Annotated in this window: 1 protein-coding gene; it reads left to right on the top strand. The window is 75.1% G+C overall.

Features of this window, described 5'->3' with window-relative positions; all coding sequences use genetic code 11:
* Positions 1-130 precede the first annotated feature (130 nt).
* Positions 131-22,015 (top strand): non-ribosomal peptide synthase/polyketide synthase, encoded by a 21,885-nt coding sequence (locus AAW13_RS03915; RefSeq protein WP_046729149.1) that lies wholly within the window; start codon positions 131-133, stop codon positions 22,013-22,015.
* Positions 22,016-22,080: the final 65 nt, after the last annotated feature.

Genomic DNA, 22,080 nt, shown 5'->3' with positions numbered 1-22,080 from the left:
ACCTCAGCCGCTGCGACTTGGACCGCCGAAACCACATGGGCACTGTTGAGTTAGGAAATCCTTACCTTACTATTCGAGCGGTCGCGGCTCCGCCGAGCCGTCGCGCACCTATGGGGAGGCACGGGCAGCTGTGTCGGGCAACACGCGTTCTTCCGCACCTTCTTCATCGTCTTCCGCTGCGACACCGGCAGCGCGGACGACACCCACCGAGACCTTCTGGCGGGACCGGTTCACCGTCCCGGCGCCGGAGACCGCACTGCCGCTCGACCACCCGTACCCGCCACGCCCGCAGGGGCGGCGGCCGCGTGCCGTCCGCACGGTGCCGCTCGACACGACGGCCGACGAGACCACCCTGCTCGCCGCCTTCGCCGCCCTGCTCCACCGGTACGGCGGCAGCGCGGCCCACGACCTGACGACCGCTCACGACGGGCTCCCGCTACGGCTGTCGGTGGCCGACGACCGGACGTTCGCCGAACTGCGCGAGCACGTCACGGCCGTCCGCACCGAGGCCGCCGCCCACCGCCTGCCCACCGCCGAGCTGGTACGACTGCTCGCACCCGAACCAGGCCGTGGCGCAAGCCTGTTGTGCGCCACCGGCTTCGGTACCGCCCCCTGGGACGAGGGCGGCCCGCTGGACCTGGCGCTGTCCGTGACCGACGGCCGGCTGCGCGCCGACTACGCGGCCGACCTCTTCGAGCCCGCCACCGTGGACCGCGTCCTCGGCCACTACGCCACGCTCCTCACCGACGCCCTCGGCCGCCCCGGCACACCGCTCGCCGACCTCGGACTCCTCGGCGCCGACGAGCGACAGGTGATCCTGCACGGCTGGAACGACACCGCCCACGACGTGCCCCCGCGCACCTGGCCGCGCCTGTTCGCCGACCAGGTCGCCGCCCGCCCCGACGAGGTGGCCCTGGTCCACGCGGACGTCCGTCTCACCTACGCCGAACTCGACGCCCGAGCGGCCCGGTTGGCCCACGCGCTGGTGGCCCGGGGCGCCGGCCCCGAGCGGGTGGTGGCGCTCGCCGTGCCGCGTTCGGCGGACATGATCGTCGCGGAGGTCGCCGTACTGAAGGCGGGCGCCGCCTATCTGCCGGTCGACACCGACTACCCGGCCGACCGCATCGCGTACATGCTCGAGGACGCCCGCCCGGTCTGCCTCGTCACCACCGCCGAGACGGTCCCCGACCTGCCGCCGGGCCTCGACCCGCTGGTCCTGGACGCCCCGGGGACCCTCGCCGAACTCGCCGCCCACCCGGACCGGGACCCCGCGCCCGCCGACGAGCTGACCGTCGCGCACGCGGCGTACGTCATCTACACCTCCGGCTCCACCGGCCGTCCCAAGGGTGTGGTGCTCTCCCACGCCGGTGTCGCCGGACTGGTCGCCACCCAGCGCGAGCGGTTCGGGATCGGCCCGCACAGCCGTGTCCTCCAGTTCGCCTCGCCCAGCTTCGACGTGGCCTTCTGGGACCTCTGCCTCGGTCTGCTCTCCGGCGGCCGCCTGGTCGTCGTACCCGCCGACCGCCGGGTGCCCGGCGCGCCCCTCGCGGACTACGCGAACGAGCACGGCATCACCTTCATGATCCTGCCGCCCGCCCTCCTCGCGGCCATGCCGGAGGACGTCCGGCTCCCGCCCACGGCAACGCTGCTGGCCGGCACCGAACGCGTCTCGCCGGAACTCGTCGGCCGCTACGCGCGGGGCCGGACGATGTTCAACGCCTACGGCCCCACCGAGGCCACCACCAACTCCACGCTGGGCCGGTGCGACCCGGACACCCCCGCCGGCACCATCGTGCCCATCGGCGTCCCCGACCCCGGCACCCGCGCCTACGTCCTCGACGACCGGCTGCGGCCCGTACCCGCCGGTGTGGTGGGGGAGTTGTACCTCGGCGGCGCGGGCCTCGCCCGCGGTTACCTCGGCCAGCCGGCGCTGACCGCCGAGCGGTTCGTCGCCGACCCGTTCGGCGCCCCCGGCGAACGGCTCTACCGCACCGGCGACCTGGTCCGCTGGAAGTCCGACGGCCGGCTGGAGTTCCACGGCCGCGTGGACAGCCAGATCAAGATCCGCGGCTTCCGTGTCGAGCCCGGCGAGATCGAGTCCGTGCTGCGCGCCCATCCCGCCGTCGAACAGGCCGCCGTCGTGGTCCGCGAGGACCGCCCCGGCGACCGCCGCCTCGCCGCCTACGTGGTGCCGGCCCTGGACGCCGCCGCCGGAGCCGAAGAGGCCGTGGCCGACTGGAAGGACCTGCACGAACTCCTCTACACGGCAGCCGGATCCGACGGCTTCGAGGAGAACTTCGCGGGCTGGAACAGCATGTACGACGGCCTGCCGCTGCCCCTCGCCGACCTGCGCGAGTGGCGGGACGCGACCGTCGCCCGGATCCGCGGACTGCGGCCCGGCCGGGTCCTGGAGATCGGCGTCGGCAGCGGCCTGCTGCTGTCCCGGATCGCCCCCGGCTGCACCGAGTACGTCGGCACCGACCTCTCCGAGGAGGCGGTGCGCGCCCTGCGCGCCCAGGTCGACGGCGTACCGGAACTGACCGGCAAGGTCACCCTGCTCGCCCGCCCCGCCCACGAGCTGACCGGCCTCCCGGAAGGCCACTTCGACACGGTCGTCGTCAACTCCGTCGCCCAGTACTTCCCGGGTGTCGAATACCTCACCGACGTACTGCGCTCCGCCGCGCGCCTGCTGGCCCCCGGCGGCGCGCTGTTCGTCGGCGACGTCCGCAACCTGCGCCTGCTGCGTACCCTCGCCGCCGCCGTCGAGTCGGGGCGTGCCACCGACGACGACAAGGAGACCCTGCGCGCAGCCGTGCACCGGGCCGTCGCCTGGGAGGGCGAACTCCTCCTGGACCCCGACTACTTCGCCACCCTGGACGGCTTCACCGCCGACATCAGGATCAAGCGCGGCACCCACCACAACGAACTCACCCGCTACCGGTACGACGTCGTCCTGCGCCCCGGCACCGCGGCCCCCGCGCCCACCGGACCGGAACTCGCCTGGTCCACGTTCGGCACCCCGCAGGCCCTCGGCGACCACCTCGGCGCCGACCGCCCCGCCCGGCTCCGCGTCACCGGCATCCCCAACGCCCGGCTCGCCCCCGACCTGGCCGCGCTCGGCGCGCTCGACGACAGCAGCCGCACCGGCAGCGCGGGCGTCGACCCGGAAGCCCTGCACGAGACCGCCGCCGGGCACGGCTACCGGGCCGCCCTGACCTGGACCGCGGACGCCGAGGACGGCAGCCTCGACGCGGTGTTCACCCTCGGCGACGACACCGGGCCCGGCCCGCTCTACGTCCCCGGCCGGCCGCACCCGCACGCCAACCGCCCCGCCCCGTTCCGCAACGTCGGCGCCCTCATGGTGCGTCTGCGCGCGCACGCGGCCGAGTTCCTGCCCGAGTACATGGTCCCGGCCGCCCTGGTCCCGCTGGACCGGCTGCCCGTCACCCCCAGCGGCAAGCTCGACTCGGCGGCCCTGCCGGTCCCGGACCACGCCCTGCTCAGCTCGGGCCGCGCCCCGCGCACCGAACGCGAGCGGCTGCTGTGCGACCTGTACGCCCGCGCCCTGCGGGTGCCCTCGGTGACCGTCGACGACGACTTCTTCGTGCTCGGCGGCGACAGCATCGTCGCCATCCAGCTGCTGGTGCTGGCCCGCCGCGCCGGTCTGGAACTGACCCCGCGCGACGTCTTCCGGCACCGCACGGTCGCCCAGCTCGCCGGTGTCGCCCGCACCGCCGCCGACGCGGACGGCACCACCGGCACCACCGGCACCACCGGCCTTCCCTGGGACCCGCCGACCACCGGCGAACTCGTCGCGCTCCAAGGCGACTCCCCGCTCACCGTCGCCGAGGTCCTGCCGCTCGGCCCGCTCCAGGAGGGCTTCTTCTTCCACGCCCTGGTCGACGGCGCCGAGCACGACGCCTACGTCGTCCAGCAGGTGATCGAACTCGCCGGACCCGTCGACGGCGGCCTCCTCCGGCAGGCCGCCCGGCGCCTGCTGGACCGGCACGCCCCGCTGCGGGCCTGCTTCCGACGGCTCCCCGACGGCCGGGCCGTCCAGCTGATCGCCGACGGACTGGACCTGCCGTGGCACGAGGTCGACCTGTCCGCCCAGGACACCGCCGTCCGCGCGGGCCTCGCGGCGGCCGTCGCCGCCGACGAACGCGCCCGCCCCTTCGACCTCGCCCACCCGCCGCTGCTGCGCTGCGCCCTGATCCACCTCGACGAGAACCACGCCCGCCTGATCCTGACGTTCCATCACATCATCGCCGACGGCTGGTCGCTGCCCGTCCTGCACCGCGAACTCCTCGCCCTCTACGGCTCGGAACCCGCTCCCCTGCCCGAAGTCGGTCCCTACCGGGCCTACCTGGCGCGGATCGCCCGCGCCGACCGGGAGGCCGGCCGGGACGCCTGGCGTGCCGCGCTGGCCGGCGTCGACGAGCCCACCCGCCTGGTCGAGGCCCCGGCCGCCGGGCCGGTCGAGCCCGCCCAGATCCGCGTCGAACTGCCCGAGCGCACCACCGCCCGGCTCACCGCCCGCGCCCGCGACCACGGCGTCACCCTGAGCACGGTCGTCCAGGCCGCCTGGGGCCTGCTGGTCTCCGGACTCACCGGCCGCCAGGACGTGCTCTTCGGCACCACCGTCTCCGGCCGGGACGCGGCCGTGACCGGCATCGAGTCGATGGTCGGCCTCTTCATCAACACCCTGCCCACCCGGCTGCGCTGGACCCCGGCCGACACGCTCGGCACCGTCCTGGAACGCCTCCAGCGGGAGCAGAGCGCGCTCCTCGACCACCAGCACCTCGGCCTGGCCGAGATCCAGCGGGCCGCCGGCCACGTCGGCGGCGGCGAACTCTTCGACACCCTGGTGGTGTTCGAGAACTATCCCGCCGAGGCGGACCTCACCGACCCGACCGGCACGGTCCGCCTGACCGGGCACGCCTTCCACGACGCCGTGCACTATCCGCTGGCCCTGATCGTGAAGCCGGGCCGCCGGCTCGACCTGCGTCTGAAGCACCACGCCAACCGGGTCCCCGGCACCGCGGCCCAGACCCTCGCCGCCCGCCTCACCCTGATCCTCAACGCCCTCGCCGACGACACCGCCCGCCCGGTGGCCGCCCTCGACCTGCTCACCGACGCCGAGCGCGGGCACCCCGAGGGCGAGCGGCACGCCGTACCCGCCACGACCCTGCCCGCCGCCGTCGCCGCGCAGACCGCGCGCACTCCCGACGCGACCGCCGTCGTCTTCGCGGACACCACCCTCACCTACGCCGAACTCGACGCCCGCGCCGAACGGCTGGCCCGGCGGCTGCGCGCCCGGGGCGCCGGGCCGGAGCAGTTCGTCGCCGTCGCCGTACCGCGCTCGGCCGAGCTGATGGTGGCCCTGCTCGGGGTGCTCAAGTCGGGCGCCGGCTACCTGCCGGTCGACCTCGACTACCCGGCCGACCGCATCGCGTACATGCTGGCCGACTCCGGCGCCCGCACCGTCGTCACCACCGCCCGGGACGAGGTACGGCTGCCGGGGACGGACGGACTGGACGTCCTGCACGTCGAGGCGGAGGACGACGACCCGCAGGACGTACCGCCGTCAGCGCCGCTCGGCGCCGACCACCCCGCCTACCTCATCTACACCTCCGGCTCCACCGGCCGCCCCAAGGGCGTCGTCGTCAGCCACCGCGCCATCGGCAACCGGCTCGCCTGGATGCAGGGCGCGTACCGGCTCGACGGCACCGACCGGGTGCTCCAGAAGACACCGGCCGGTTTCGACGTCAGCGTCTGGGAGTTCTTCTGGCCGCTGTGCGAGGGCGCCGCCGTCGTCCTCGCCGCTCCCGACGGACACCGCGACCCCGGCCACCTCACCCGCCTGATCCGGGCCGAGTCCGTCACGACGATGCACTTCGTGCCGTCGATGCTGGAGGCGTTCCTCGCCTCCCCCGAGGTGACCGCTGACCCGTCCTGGGCGGCCTCGCTGCGCCGCGTCCTCAGCAGCGGCGAGGGCCTGCCCGGACGGGCGGCCACCCGCTGGCGCGAGCTGACCGGCGTACCCCTGCACAACCTGTACGGCCCGACCGAGGCCGCCGTCGACGTGACGCACCACGCCCACGACGGCGCGCCCGACACCACCGTGCCCATCGGCCGGCCCGTGTGGAACACCGGCCTCCGGGTCCTCGACGGCTGCCTGCGCCCGGTGCCCCACGGAGTCCCGGGCGAGCTGTACCTGACCGGGGTCCAGCTGGCCCGCGGCTACCACCGGCGGCCCGCGCTCACCGCCGACCGCTTCGTCGCCGACCCCTACGCGACCACGCCCGGCGCCCGCATGTACCGCACCGGCGACCTGGTGCGCCGCCGTCCGGACGGCGTCATCGAGTACCTGGGCCGCACCGACCGGCAGGTCAAGCTGCGCGGCAACCGCGTCGAACTCGGTGAGATCGAGGCCGCGTTGAGCCGACACCCGGCGGTCGCGCGCGGTGCCGTCATCGTCCGCGACCAGCGTCTGGTCGCCTACGCGGTGCCCGCGTCCGGTGCCGTCGCCGACCCCGCCGGACTGCGCGCCGCCCTCGCGGAGGCGCTGCCCGCACCGCTGGTCCCGGAGGCGTACGTCGTCCTCGCCGACCTGCCGCTCACCCCCAGCGGCAAGCTCGACCAGGCCGCGCTGCCCGCCCCCGGCACCGAGCGGGCCGCCCGCCGGGAGCCCGCGGGGCCGCTGGAGCGGCGGTTCACCGAGATCTTCGCGGCGGTCCTCGGCATCGACGACGTGGGACCGGACGACGACTTCTTCCGGCTCGGCGGCGACAGCATCAGCTCCATCGGGGTCGCGGGCCGGGCGCGCACGGCCGGCCTGGACCTCAGCCCCCGTGACGTGTTCACCCACCGGACGCCCGCCGCCCTCGCGGCCACCACCGGCACCGTCAGCCGGGAAGTGCCCGCCCCCGCGGCCGAGTTCGTCCTCAGCGACGCCGAACACGCGCGGCTCCGCGCGCTCGCCGCCCCGGCGGCCGTCGCCGACGTCTGGCCGCTGGCCCCCCTCCAGGAGGGCCTGTTCTTCCACTCGGCCTATGACCAGGGTGCGTTGGACGTCTACACCGTCCACGAGACCTTCGACTTCGCCACCCGGCTGGACGCGGCCCGGCTGCGGGCCGCCGTCCGCACCGTCCTGGACCGCAACCCCGGGCTGCGCGCCGGCTTCACCAGCGACGGCCTCGACCAGCCGGCGCAGTTCATCGTCGAGTCCCCGGAGATCCCGCTCGAAGAGGTCGACCTCTCGCACCTGACCGGCGAGGAACAGAACCAGCGCATCAGGGAGTTGACCGACGCCGAGCGGCACCGCCGGTTCGACCTGTCCAAGCCCCCGCTGTTCCGGCTGCTCCTGCTGCGCCTGGGTTCCGGACGCGGCGACCGGCTGGTGATCGGCCGCCACCTGATCCTCTGGGACGGCTGGTCGGCCTGGCTGTTCCTGGACGAACTGTTCGCGCTGTACGAGACCGGCGGCGACGCCTCCGCGCTGCCCGCACCCGGCAGCTACCGCGACTACCTGACCTGGCTGGAACGGCAGGACGACACGGCCGCCACCGCCGCCTGGCGCACCGCCCTGGCCGGTCTGGACGAACCCACCCTGCTCGCCCCGGCCGCGGCCGACGGCCTCGAACCGGTCATCCCCGACCAGCTCGACGTACGCCTGACCGCCGAACTCGGCGACCGGCTCCGGGAGACCGGCCGCGTCCACGGCCTCACCCTCAACACCCTCCTCAACGCCGCCTGGGGACTGACCCTCGCCTCCGCCACCGGCCGCCCCGACGTCGTGTTCGGCACCACGGTCGCCGGCCGGCCCAGCGAGGTCCACGACGTCGAGCACATCATCGGCCTCTTCCTCAACACCGTCCCCACCCGGATCGCCTTCGACCCCGCCGAGCCGGTCCTCGGACTGCTCCGCAGGATCCAGGGCGAACGCCTCGACCTGATGCCGTACGAGCACCTCAGCCTCGGCGTGCTCCAGGCCGAGACCGGCCACCGCAAACTCTTCGACACCCTGTTCGTGCTCCGCAACAACGACACCGAGGACCGGCTGGCGGCCCTCGGCACCCGGCACGGCGCGCGGGCCGTCGCCAACGTCGACGCCACCCACTACCCGGCCAACCTCGTCGTCACCCCCGGCCACCGGATCGCGGTCACCCTCACCCACCGCCCCGACCTGGTCCCGGCGGACCGCGCCCAGGCCCTGCTGGACCGCTTCACCCTGCTCCTGGACCGCCTCACCGCCGACCTCACGGCACCCGTCGGCTCCCTGGACCCGCTGCTGCCCGCCGAGCACACGGCCCTGCGCGCGGAGTGGGCGGCGAGCCGGGTGCCCGGCCCCGAGGACACCATCGCCGACCTGCTCGCGGCGCAGGCGGCCCGCACCCCCGACGCCCGCGCCCTGGTCTTCGGCGAGCACACCCTGACCTACGCCGAACTCGACGCGGCCGTGAACCGCACGGCCCGCCTGCTCATCGCGCGCGGCGCCGGACCCGAGCGGGTCGTCGCCCTCGGCCTGCCCCGCTCCCCGGACATGGTGGTCGCCCTCTTCGCGGTGCTGCGCACCGGCGCCGCCTACCTGCCGCTGGAACTGGACCACCCGGCCGACCGGCTCTCCCTCATGCTCGCCGACGCCCGCCCGCTGCTGCTGCTCACCAACGCGGCCGTCTCCGCCACCCTGGACACCGAGACGCCCCGCGTGCCGCTCGACGACCCGGCGGTCCGGGAAGAGCTGGCCGGACTGCCCGACACCCCCGTCCGCCGCCGCTTCAGCCTCGAACACCCCGCGTACGTCATCTACACCTCCGGTTCCACCGGCCGCCCCAAGGGCGTCGTCACCCCCTACCGGGGCCTGACCAACATGCAGCTCAACCACCAGAAGGAGATCTTCGAACCGGCCATCGCGGCGGCCGGCGGCCGGCGGCTGCGCGTCGCGCACACCGTGTCCTTCGCCTTCGACATGTCGTGGGAGGAACTGCTCTGGCTGGTCGAGGGCCACGAAGTGCACGTCTGCGACGAGGAGTTGCGGCGGGACGCGGAGGCACTGGTCGCCTACTGCGAGCACCACCGCATCGACGTCGTGAACGTCACCCCCACCTACGCCCGGCTGCTGATCGAGCAGGGCCTGCTGGAGGGTCACGTCCCGCCGCTCGTGCTGCTCGGCGGGGAAGCCGTCCCGGAGACGGTCTGGACGGCCCTGCGCGACACCGACGGCACCTACGGCTACAACCTGTACGGGCCGACCGAGTACACCATCAACACCCTCGGCGGCGGCACCCTCGACTCCGTCGCCCCCACCGTGGGCAGGCCCATCCGCGGCACCCGCGCGCACATCGTGGACCCTTGGCTGCGGCCGGTGCCCGACGGCGTGCCCGGCGAGCTGTACATCGCGGGCATCGGCCTCGCCCGCGGCTACCTCGACCGGCCGGGACTGACCGCCGAACGGTTCGTCGCCGACCCGTTCGGCGAGCCCGGCGAACGCATGTACCGCACCGGCGACCTGGTGCGCCGGAACCCCGACGGCAACATCGACTTCCTCGGCCGCACCGACGACCAGGTCAAGATCCGTGGCTACCGCGTCGAACCCGGCGAGATCGAGACCGCCCTCAGCCGCCACCCGCTGGTCGCCCAGGCCGCCGTCGTGGTCCGCGACGAACGCCTCGTCGGCTACGTCGTGCCCGCCGGCGCCGACACCGGTGAACGCTCCGCCGCCGAGGCCGCGCAGGTGGGGGAGTGGCAGGAGATCTACTCCGACGAGTACGAGGAGATCGGTACCGCCGTCTTCACCGAGCGGTACGACGGCTGGGACAGCTCCTACGACGGCCGGCCCATCCCCTTCGAGCAGATGCACGACTGGCGCGAGGCCACCCTCGACCGCATCCGCTCCCTGAACCCGCGCCGGATCCTCGAGATCGGCGTCGGCTCCGGACTGCTCCTGTCCCGGCTCGCCCCCGAGACCGAGGAGTACTGGGCGACCGACTTCGCCGCCCCCGTCATCCGCAAGATCGGCGCGGAACTCCGGGTACGGGACCCGGAGCTGGCCGCCAGGGTCGAACTGCGCTGCCGGCCCGCCGACGACCTGACCGGCCTGCCCGCCGGCCACTTCGACACGATCGTCGTCAACTCCGTCATCCAGTACTTCCCGAGCGTCGACTACCTCGCCGCCGTCATCGACGGCGCCATGGCACTGCTCGCGCCCGGCGGCGCCCTGTTCGTGGGCGACGTCCGCAACCTGCGGCTCGCCCGCGCCTTCCACACGGAGATCCAGCGCGCCCGGGGCACGGCGGAGGCCGACCTGGCCGGGGCGGTGGAGCGCGGGCTCCGTCTGGAGAAGGAACTCCTCGTCGACCCCGACTACTTCACCACTCTCGGGTACGGGGCCGACCTGCGCACCAAGCGCGGCCGGCACCACAACGAACTGACCCGGCACCGCTACGACGTCGTCCTGTACGCGGGCGCCCCCGACATCCACCTGGCCGACGCCCCGACCGTCGAGTGGGGCACCGCGCACACCGTGGGCGAACTAGCCCGTGGCGGCCTGACCTCCGGAGCTGTCGGACGACTGCTGCGCGACGCGGGGGAACTGATCGCCCGCGTCGGCGGACGCCCGCGCGCCGGGCTCCCCGCCGCATTGCGGGTCACCGGCATCCCCGACGGCCGCCTCCGCGCGGACGGCATCGACCCGGAGACCCTGCACGCGCTCGGCGCCGACGCCGGACACCGGGTCCTCACCACCTGGTCCGCCCAGGCCGGGACGTACGACGCCGTGTTCCTGAGCGCGGGACACCGCCTCACCGGCGGCCTGTTCCGCCCCGGCGGCGGCACCGCCCCCTACGCCAACGACCCCACCGCCGCCCGTGAGACCGGCGCCCTGGTCCGGCGGCTGCGTGCGGACCTCGGCCGTGAACTGCCCGAGTACATGGTCCCGGCCGCCTTCGTCACCGTTGACGGACTGCCGATGAACGCCAACGGCAAACTCGACGTCCGCGCCCTTCCGGAGGCCGAGCCCGCCGTCGCCCTCGGCGGCGGACGCGGCCCGCGCACCCCGCGGGAGGAGGTGCTGTGCCGGCTGTTCGCGGAGGTGCTGGGGCTGCCCGAGGCCGGTGCGGAGGACGACTTCTTCGACCTCGGCGGCCACTCCCTGCTCGCCACCCGGCTGGTCAGCCGCGCCCGCACCGAACTGGGCGCCGAACTCGCCATCCGCGACCTCTTCGAGGCCCCCACGCCCGCCCGGCTCGCCGCCCGGGTCGGCGAGGCCGGTCCCGCCCGGCCGCCCGTCACCCCGGTGACCGACCGGCCCGACCGCGTCCCGCTGTCCCCGGCGCAGCGCCGGCTGCTGCTCGTCGAGCAGATCACCGGCAGCGGCGTCGCCTACCACTTCCCGCTGGTCTTCCGGCTGCGCGGCGACCTCGACACCGAGGCCCTGCGCGCCGCCCTGCGGGACGTGGCCGACCGCCACGAGGCCCTGCGCACCGTGTTCCCGGTCCACACCGGCGAGCCGTACCAGCGGATCGTGCCGGCCGGGGAGGCGGCACCGGTCCTCACCGTCGCCGACACCACCGAGGACGCGCTGCCCGCGCTGATCCGGTCGGCCCAGCGCCGCCCCTTCGACCTGACCACCGAACTCCCGCTGCGCTGCGAGGTGTTCAGGGTCGCCGCCGACGACCACGTGGTGGCCGTGGTCCTGCACCACATCACCACCGACGAGTGGTCCGACCGCCCCTTCCTCACCGACCTGGGCACCGCCTACGCGGCCCGCCGCACGGGCACCGCCCCGGCCTGGGCACCGCTGCCCGTGCAGTACGCCGACCACACCCTCTGGCAGCGGGACCTGCTCGCCGCCACGGGCGAGGCCCAACTCGCCCACTGGACCGACGCCCTGCGCGGCCTCCCGGACGAACTGCCGCTGCCCACCGACCGGCCGCGCCCCGCCGAGCCGACCGGACGGGGCGGCAAGGTCCGCCTGGAACTGCCCGCCGCCACCGGCCGGGCCCTGCGCGACCTCACCGCCACCACCGGCACCAGCCTGTTCATGGTGTTCCAGGCCGCCACCGCGGCCCTGCTGCACCGGCTCGGCGCGGGTGACGACATCCCGCTCGGCGCCCCCGTCGCGGGCCGCACCGACGAGGCCCTCAACGACCTGGTCGGCTTCTTCGTCAACACGCTGGTCCTGCGCACCGACCTGTCGGGCGACGAGCTGACGTTCCGTGAACTCCTGGCCCGGGTACGGGAATCGTCGCTGTCCGCCTTCGAGTACCAGGACCTGCCCTTCGATCGGCTGGTGGAGGCCCTCAACCCGCCCCGGACGGCCGGCCGCAACCCGCTGTTCCAGGTCATGATCGGCCACCACCACCGGCCCGACGGCGACCCCGACGTCCTGGGCCTGGCCACCGAGTGGTTCGAGATGGACACCGGCCAGGCCAAGTTCGACCTGCACTTCACCTACGTCGACGAGTCCGACCGCGTGCTGCTGCTCCTGGAGTACGCCACCGACCTCTTCGACGCCGGCACCGCCACCCGGCTGGCGGACCGCGCGGTACGGCTCCTTGCACAGGTCGCCGCCGGACCCGACGTGCGGATCCGGGACCTGGACGTCCTCGCCGAGGACGAGCGGACCGACGTCCTCACCCGCTGGAACGCCACCGCGCACCCGCTGCCGTCCACCACCCTGCCCGAACTGTTCCGCGCCCAGGCCGCCCGCACCCCCGACGCCACCGCCCTCGTCTTCGAGGAACAGCGGCTCACCTACGCCCAGTTGGACGCCCGGGTCGATCACACCGCCCGCGTCCTGGTGGGTCTCGGCGCGGGCCCCGGACACACCGTGGCCGTCGCCCTGCCACGCTCGGCGGACCTCGTCGTCGCCCTGCTCGCCGCGCACCGCGCCGGTGCCGCCTATCTGCCGCTGGACCCGGACCACCCGGCCGACCGGCTCGCCCTCATGGTCGAGGACGCCCGCCCGGTCTGCGTGATCCGCGACGCCCTGCCCACCGGCCCCGAGGGCGAGCTGCCCGCGTCGTACGACCCGCGCCACCCCGCGTACGTCATCTACACCTCGGGCTCCACCGGCCGTCCCAAGGGCGTCGTCGTCCCCCACGAGGGCATCGTCAACCGTCTGCTGTGGATGCAGGACGCCTACGGCCTCACCGCCGAGGACCGGGTGCTTCAGAAGACGCCGTCGAGTTTCGACGTGTCGGTGTGGGAGTTCTTCTGGCCGCTGATCACCGGCGCCACGCTGGTCGTCGCCCGTCCCGAGGGCCACCGCGACCCCGCGTACCTGGCCGCGCTGATCCGCGAACAGGACGTCACCACCGTCCACTTCGTGCCCTCCATGCTCCAGCTCTTCCTGGAGGAACCGACCGCCGCCGGCCGCACCGCCCTGCGCCGCGTGCTGTGCAGCGGCGAGGCGCTGCCGGCCGCCCTCGCCCGCCACTTCCACCGGACGCTCGACGCCGAACTGCACAACCTGTACGGCCCCACCGAGGCCTCCGTCGACGTGACCGCCGTCGCGATCACCCCGGACGCGACGACCGTCCCCATCGGCCGCCCGGTGTGGAACACCCGCCTGTACGTCCTCGACGCCGGGCTGCGCCCCGTGCCGCCCGGCGTCCCGGGCGAGCTGTACCTGGCGGGCGTCCAGCTGGCCCGCGGCTACCTGGACCGGCCCGGACTGACCGCCGAACGGTTCGTCGCCGACCCCTTCGGCCCCGCCGGCGGCCGGATGTACCGCACCGGCGACCTGGCCCGCTGGGCCCCGGACGGCACGGTCCAGTACCTCGGCCGCACCGACGACCAGGTGAAGGTCCGCGGCTTCCGCGTCGAGCCCGGCGAGATCGAGGCCGTGCTCGCCGCCCACCCGGCCGTCGCGCACGCCACGGTCGCCGTCCGCGACCAGACCCTCGTGGCCTACGTCGTCCCCGACGCGGGCCCGGTGGTGGACGCGACCGCGCTCCGCGCCCACGCCACCGCCGCCCTCCCCGCCCACATGGTCCCGGCCGCCTACGTCACCCTCGACGCGCTGCCCCTCACCCCGAACGGCAAGCTCGACCGCAAGGCCCTGCCCGCCCCCGGGTTCACCGCCGGCACCGGCGACGGCGCCCCGCCCCGCACCCCGCGCGAGGAGATCCTCGCCGCCCTGTTCGCCGACGTCCTCGGCCTCGAACGGATCGGTGCGGACGACGACTTCTTCGCCCTCGGCGGCCACTCGCTGCTCGCCATGCGCCTGGTCAGCCGCATCCGCACCACGCTCGGCGCCGACCTCACCGTCCGCGCCGTCTTCGAGGCGCCCACCGTGGCCCGCCTCGCCGCCCGCACCGACACCGCCGACAGGACCAGGCCCGCGCTCGCCGCCCCACGCCCGCGCCCCGAACCGCTCCCGCTCTCCTCCGCACAACGCAGGCTCTGGCTGCTCTCCCAGGTCGACCGCGCGAGCACGGCCTACAACCTGCCCTCGGCCTGGCGGCTCACCGGAGCCCTCGACCGGAACGCCCTCCAGGCCGCCCTGAACGACGTGGCCGCCCGGCACACCCCGCTGCGGACCGTCTTCCCGGCCATCGACGGAGTCCCGCACCAGCACGTCCTGAACCCGGCACAGGTCCAGGTGCCCCTGGAGAGCGCCGCGTTCGAGGACCTTGCCGCGAAGACCCGGCACGTCTTCGACCTGGCGCACGAACTCCCCCTGCGGGCAACCCTGTTCGGCACCGGGCCCGACGAGCACGTGCTGCTGCTCCTGCTGCACCACATCGCGACCGACGAGTGGTCCGACCGCCCCCTCCTCACCGACCTCGCCACCGCCTACGCGGCCCGCAGCACCGGCCGGGCCCCCGACTGGGCGCCAATGCCCGCCAGTTACACCGACTACACGCTCTGGCAGCGCGACCTGCTGACCGCGGCCGAACCCGGACTCCTCGCCCACTGGACCGAGGCCCTGCGCGGACTGCCCGCCGAGCTGAACCTGCCCACCGACCGGCCGCGTCCCGCCGAGCCAACCGGCCGTGGCGGCACCGCCGGCTTCACCGTCCCGCCCGCCCTGGCCGGCGCCCTGCGGGGCCTCGCCCGCGAGCACGGCGTCAGCATGTTCATGGTGGCCCAGGCCGCCGTGGCCGCCCTGCTGCACCGGCTCGGCGCCGGCGAGGACATCCCGCTCGGCGCCCCGGTGTCGGGCCGCGCCGACGAGACCCTCGAAGACCTGGTCGGCTTCTTCGTCAACTCCCTGGTCCTGCGCACCGACCTGACCGGCGACCCCACCTTCGCCGAACTCCTCGCCCGCGTCCGGGACACCGACCTCGCCGCCTACGAACACCAGGACCTGCCCTTCGAGCGGCTGGTGGAGGCCCTCAACCCGGAACGCTCCCTCGCCCGGCACCCGCTGTTCCAGGTGATGGTCGTCCACCTCGCGGAACAGGGCGACGGCCTCGTGCTGCCCGGCCTCGCCGTCCGCCGTGAGACCGTCGGCCAGGACAGCGCCAAGTTCGACCTCGGCTTCGACTTCGTGGAGCGAGGCGAGCAGATCGACGGCTGGATCGAGTACAGCGCCGACCTCTTCGACGAGCGCACCGCCGAACTCCTCGCCCGGCGCCTGGAGTCGCTGCTCGCCCAGGTCGCCGCCGACCCCGCCCGCCGCGTCTCCGCCCTCGACGTCCTGCGCGACGAGGAACGCGCGCTGGTCCTCACCGGCTGGAACGACACCGCCAGGCCTGTCCCCGCCCGCACCCTGCCCGAGCTGTTCCGCGCCCAGGCGGCCCGCACCCCGGGAGCCACGGCACTCGTCTTCGAGGACACCGCGCTCAGCTACGCCGAACTCGACCTGCGGGTGGAGCGGCTCGCCCGCACCCTCGCCGCGCACGGCGCCCGCGCCGAGGCCACGGTCGCCGTCGCCCTCCCGCGCTCCGCCGCCCTCGTGGTCACCCTGCTCGCCGTGCACCGCGCGGGCGCCGCCTACCTGCCCCTCGACACCGGCCACCCGGCCGAGCGGCTGGCGTACACGCTCGCCGACGCCCGTCCCGTCTGCCTGGTCACCGCCGACGGCGCCGCCCTCCCGGACACCGGCGTGCCCCGCCTCACGGTGGCCGCCGACGGCACCCCCGGGCACCGGGCCGACGGCCCGCTGCCCACCGCCCCCGACCCCCGGCACCCCGCCTACGTCATCTACACCTCCGGCTCCACCGGCCGTCCCAAGGGCGTCTCCGTCCCCCACGAGGCGATCGCCAACCGGCTGCTGTGGATGCAGGACACCTACCGGCTCACCGCCGGGGACCGGGTGCTCCAGAAGACCCCGGCGGGCTTCGACGTGTCCGTGTGGGAGTTCTTCTGGCCGCTCGTCACCGGCGCCACCCTCGTCGTGGCCCGCCCGGAGGGCCACCAGGACCCCCGGTACCTGGCCGGACTGATCCGTCGCGAGCAGATCACCACGGCCCACTTCGTGCCGTCGATGCTGCGCGCCTTCCTCGACGAGCCCACCGCCGCCGACTGCACCACCCTCCGCCAGGTGATGTGCAGCGGCGAGTCCCTGCCCGCGGCCCTGGCCGCCCGCTGCCACCTGGTCCTGCCGGACAGCCGCCTGCACAACCTGTACGGCCCCACCGAGGCCGCCGTCGACGTCACCGCCCACGAGGTGCCCGCCGACCCGGTCACGGTGCCGATCGGCCGCCCGGTGTGGAACACCCGCGCCCAGGTGCTCGACGCCCACCTGCGTCCGGTGCCGCCCGGCGTGGCCGGCGAACTGTACCTGGCGGGCGTCCAGCTGGCCCGCGGCTACCTGGGCCGCCCCGGACTGACCGCCGAGCGGTTCACCGCCGACCCGTACGGCCCGGCGGGCAGCCGCATGTACCGCACGGGCGACCTGGCCCGCTGGACTGCGGACGGCGAGCTGGAGTACCTGGGCCGCACCGACGACCAGGTCAAGCTGCGCGGCTTCCGCATCGAGCCCGGCGAGATCGAGACCGTGCTCGCCGGGCACCCCGGCGTGGCCCACGCGACCGTGATCATGCGCGCGGACCGCCTCGTGGCGTACGTCGTCCCGGCCGCACGAGTCACCGCCGACCCCGCGGCGCTGCGCGCGCACACCGCGGCCGCCCTGCCCGGCCACATGGTCCCGGCCGCCGTGATCGTCCTCGACGCCCTTCCGCTCACCCCCAACGGCAAGCTGGACCGCCGGGCCCTGCCCGCGCCCGACTTCGCCGCCGAGGTCACCGACACCCGGCCACGCACCCCGCTGGAGGAGACCCTCGGCGCCCTCGTCGCCGAGGTGCTCGGCCTCGAACGGGTCGGTGCGACCGACGACTTCTTCGCCCTCGGCGGGGACAGCATCGTCGCCATGCAGCTGGTCGCGCGGGCCCGCGCCGCCGGCCTCGCGTTCAGCCCGCGCGACGTGTTCCGGCACAAGTCCGTCGCCGGACTCGCCGCCGTGACGAGGACGGCCGCCACCGAGGAGCGGGGCGAGGACACCGTCCTGCTCGACCTCACCGACGCCGAGCGCGCCGAACTCGCCGCCCTGCCCGCCGGCACCGACGTGCTGCCCGTCTCCCCGCTCCAGGCCGGGCTCCTCTTCCACGCGGCCCTGGACTCCGACGACGACGGCCCGGACGTCTACACCGTCCAGGTCTCCTACGACCTCGAAGGACCCCTGGACGCCGACCGGCTGCGGGCCGCCGGCCAGAGCCTGCTCGACGCCCACGAGAACCTGCGCGGCGGCTTCCGGTACCTGTCCAGCGGGCGGCCCGTGGCCGTCGTACCGCGCACCGCCGTGCTGCCCTGGCGGCAGCTCGACCTCCCCGGGCGACCGGGGGAGTGGAACCGGCTGCTGGAGCAGGAGCGGCGCCGCTTCGACCCCGGACGACCGCCGCTGCTGCGGCTGCTGCTGGCCCGGGTCGGCCCCGACCGGCACCGGCTGGTCCTCTCCCACCAGCATCTGCTCCTCGACGGCTGGTCGCTGCCGCTGCTCACCGCCGAGCTGTGGGCCCGCTATGAGGGCCGCACCCCGGCCCCGCCCGCCCCGTACCGCGCCCATCTGCGGCTGCTGGCCGTCCAGGACCCGGCCGTCGCGGCAGCCGCCTGGTCCGAGGCCCTCGCCGGCCTCGCCGAACCCACCCGGCTCGCACCCGCCGACCCCGACCGGACCGCCACCGTCCCGGACACCCACACCGTGGAACTGGCCGCCGACCGCACCGCGGCGCTGGAGGCGTTCGCCCGCCGCCGGGGCGTCACCGTCAACACCCTGGTACAGGCGGCCTGGGGCGTGCTCCTCGGCCGGCTCACCGGGCGCGACGACGTGGTGTTCGGCGCCACCGTCGCCGGGCGCTCACCCGAACTGCCCGGCTCCGAGGCGATGATCGGCCTGTTCATCAACACACTCCCGGTCCGGGTGCGGATCCGCCCCGGGGAGAGCACCGCAGCCCTGCTGGAACGGCTCCAGGACGAACAGTCCCGGCTCATCGCCCACCAGCACCTCGGCCTCGCCGACATCCAGCGCGCCGCCGGCCTCGGCGAACTCTTCGACACCCTCGTGGTGTTCGAGTCGTACCCGGTGGCGGAGCGCGACGAGGTGAGCGGGGACGCGCCGCGCGTCACCGTCCGCGACCACGCCGACTCCACGCACTACCCGCTGGCCTGGGCCGTCGAACCCGCCGAACGCCTCCGGGTGACCGCCGAGTACCGCCCCGACCTGTTCGAGGCGGCCACCGTACGGCGGATCACGGACGCCCTGACCGCTCTCCTCTCCGGCATGGCCGCCGACCCGGACCGTCCCGTCGGCCGCCTCGACCTGCTCGGCTCGGAGGACCGGTACACCGTCCTGGAGACCTGGAACGACACCGCGCTGCCGGCCGCCGAACGCCTCGGCACGGTCCCGGCGCTGTTCGCCGCACAGGTCGCCGCCACGCCGGACGCGATCGCCGTCACCGACGGCCGCACCACCTGGACCTTCGCCGAACTCGACGCCCGCAGCACCGAGTTGGCACGCGTCCTGGCCGGACACGGCGCCGCCCCCGAGCGGCTGGTGGCCCTCGCCCTGCCCCGCACCGCCGATCACATCGCCGCCATCCTCGCCGTGATGAAGGCCGGCGCCGGCTACCTGCCCCTCGACCCCGGCCTGCCCGCCGGCCGCGTCACCGCCCTGCTCGCCGACGCCCGCCCGGTCCTGGTCCTCGCCACCTCCGACACCGCCATCGGCCTGCCCGCCGGTGACACCCCCGTCCTCCTCCTGGACACCCCGACGGACGGCCTGCCCCAGGCCGAACCCATCGCCCCCGGCCCCGACCACCCCGCCTACGTCATCCACACCTCCGGCTCCACCGGCCGCCCCAAGGGTGTCGTCGTCACCCAGCGCGGGATCGCCAACCTCTTCCACAGCCACCGCCACGACCTGCACGACCTCGCGAAGGACCGCACCGGCCGCCGCCGGCTGCGCGTCGCCCACGCCTGGTCGTTCTCCTTCGACGCCTCCTGGCAGCCGCAGCTGTGGCTGCTCGACGGACACGCCCTGCACATCGCCGACGACGACACCCGCCGCGACCCCGAACTCCTCGCCGCCTTCGTCCGCGCACAGGACATCGACTTCATCGAGGTCACCCCCTCCCTGCTGGCCCGGATGGCGGACAGCGGGCTGATCGGACCCGACGGCGACTGCCCGCTCGCGCTGGTCGGCTTCGGCGGCGAGGCCGTGCCCGAGTCGCTGTGGCAGCGGCTGGCCGCCCTCCCGGACACCGAGGCGGTCAACCTGTACGGCCCCACCGAGGCCACCGTCGACGCCCTCGTCGGCCGGGTCCGCGACAGCACCCGCCCGGTCGTCGGACGACCCGTCCACCACTCCCGCGCCTACGTCCTGGACACCGCCCTGCGCCCGGTCCCGCCCGGCGTCACCGGCGAGCTGTACCTGTCAGGACCGGGACTGGCCCGCGGCTACCTGGACCGGCCGGACCTCACCGCCGAACACTTCGTCGCCGACCCCTTCGGGGTGCCGGGGACGCGGATGTACCGCACCGGCGACCTGGCCCGCTGGACCGAGGACGGCCTGCTGGAGTTCGCCGGACGCACCGACGACCAGGTCAAGATCCGCGGCTACCGCGTCGAACTCGCCGAGATCGAGGCCGCGTTGGACACCCACCCGGCCGTCGCCCGGACCGTCGTCGTGGCCCGCGAACACCGCCCCGGGGTACGGCAGCTGGTCGCGTACGCCGTCGCCGCGGGCACCGCGGGGGCGGAGCTGCGGGCGCACGCCGCGGCCGTCCTGCCCGACTACATGGTCCCGGCCGCCGTCGTCGTCCTGGACAGGCTGCCGCTGCTGTCCAACGGCAAGCTGGACCGGGCCGCCCTGCCCGCCCCGGACTTCACCGCCGTGGGCGGCGGCCGCGCCCCGGAGAACGACACCGAGCGCGCCCTGCGCGACCTGTTCGCGGACGCCCTCGGCATCCCCGCCGCGGCGATCGGCACCGACGACGACTTCTTCGCCTTCGGCGGGGACAGCATCGTCGCCATGCAGCTCGTCGCCCGCGCCCGCTCCGGCGGCCTGCGGATCACACCCCGGCAGGTCCTCCAGCACCGTACCGTCGCCGCCCTGGCCGCCGTCGCCGTGCCGCTGGGCACGCGAGACCGGCACGCGGCCCACGACGACGGCACGGGCGGCGTACCGCTCACCCCGATCATGCGGGCCCTGCTCGACCGCGGCGGCCCGCTCGCCGCCTACCACCAGGCAGCCCTCCTGCGCACCCCGGCCGACCTGACCGAACCCGGGCTGCTGGCCGTGCTCGGCGCCCTCGCCGGACGGCACGACATGCTGCGCGCCCGGCTCGTACGCGAACCGGAGCCCGTCCTGTGGGTGCCGGCCGCACGGGACACCGACGTACGGACCTGGCTCACCCGGGTCGACGTACGGGACGCCGCCGACGAGACCGCGCTGCGGGCCGCGGTCGCCCGGCACGGTGAGACCGCCCTGCGCCGACTCGACCCGGAGTCAGGAGCGATGGTGCGGGCGGTCTGGTTCGACGCCGGCCCGGACCGGCCGGGCCGGCTGCTGCTCCTCGTCCACCACCTGGTGGTCGACGGCGTCTCCTGGCGCGTGCTGCTGCCCGACCTGGCCGGCGCCTGGGCGGCCGTACGCGGCGGCCGCATCCCCGAACCGGCGCCCGTGGAACTGTCGTTCGGCCGCTGGTCGCGGCTGCTCCGCGCGCGGGCGGTCGACCCGGCCACCGAGGACGAGCTGTCCTGGTGGCACGCGGTCCTCGCCCCCGGTGCCGAACTGCCGCTGCCCCGCCCGCTCGACCCCGCGCGGGACACGGTCGCCACCACCCGCCACCTGTCCCTCACCCTGCCCGCCGAGGTCACCGGCCCGCTGCTGAGCCGGGCCCCGGCCGCCTTCGGGGCGAACGTCAACGACGTGCTGCTCACCGCGTTCGCGCTGGCCGTGGGCGAGTGGCGGGCGGCCCGGACGCCGGGCGGCACGGCGGCCGGCGGGCCCGTGCTGGTCGACCTGGAGGGCCACGGCCGTGCGGAGGACCTCGCGGGCGCCGCCGACCTGTCCCGAACGGTCGGCTGGTTCACCAGTGTCGTCCCGGTCCGGCTCGACCCGGGCCCGGCCGACGCCGTGGCCGGCGGGCCGGCCCTGGACGCGGCCGTGGCCCGGATCCGCGACCACCTCACCGCCCTGCCCGCCGCCGGCATCGGCCACGGCCTGCTCCGCCACCTGAACCCCGGGACCGGTCCGCGACTCGCCGAACTCGGCGAGCCACGGATCGAGTTCAACTACATGGGCCGCTTCGGCCGACCCGAAGCCGCCGACTGGTCCTACGCCCCCGAGGAGGACGCAGCCGACCTCGAAGCCGATCCGGGCATGCCGATGTCCCACGCGCTCACCCTGAACGCCCTCACCGAGGACCGGCCCGCCGGACCGGAGCTCAGCGCCCACTGGGCGTACGCGGCCGGACTCCTCACCGAGGACGAGGTACGGGAGCTGGCCGAGAGCTGGTTCCGGGCGCTGACCGCGCTGGTGCGCCGCGCGGACGAACTGACCTGACCACCACCGCACACCCCACCGATCCACCCCGCACCGCACCGACCGGAAGGCAAGGACCCGCTGAC

This window comes from Streptomyces humi (genome assembly GCF_001005085.2).
In the GTDB taxonomy this organism is placed as follows: Bacteria; Actinomycetota; Actinomycetes; order Streptomycetales; family Streptomycetaceae; genus Streptomyces; species Streptomyces humi.
This window is presented reverse-complemented; position numbering and strand designations above follow the sequence as displayed.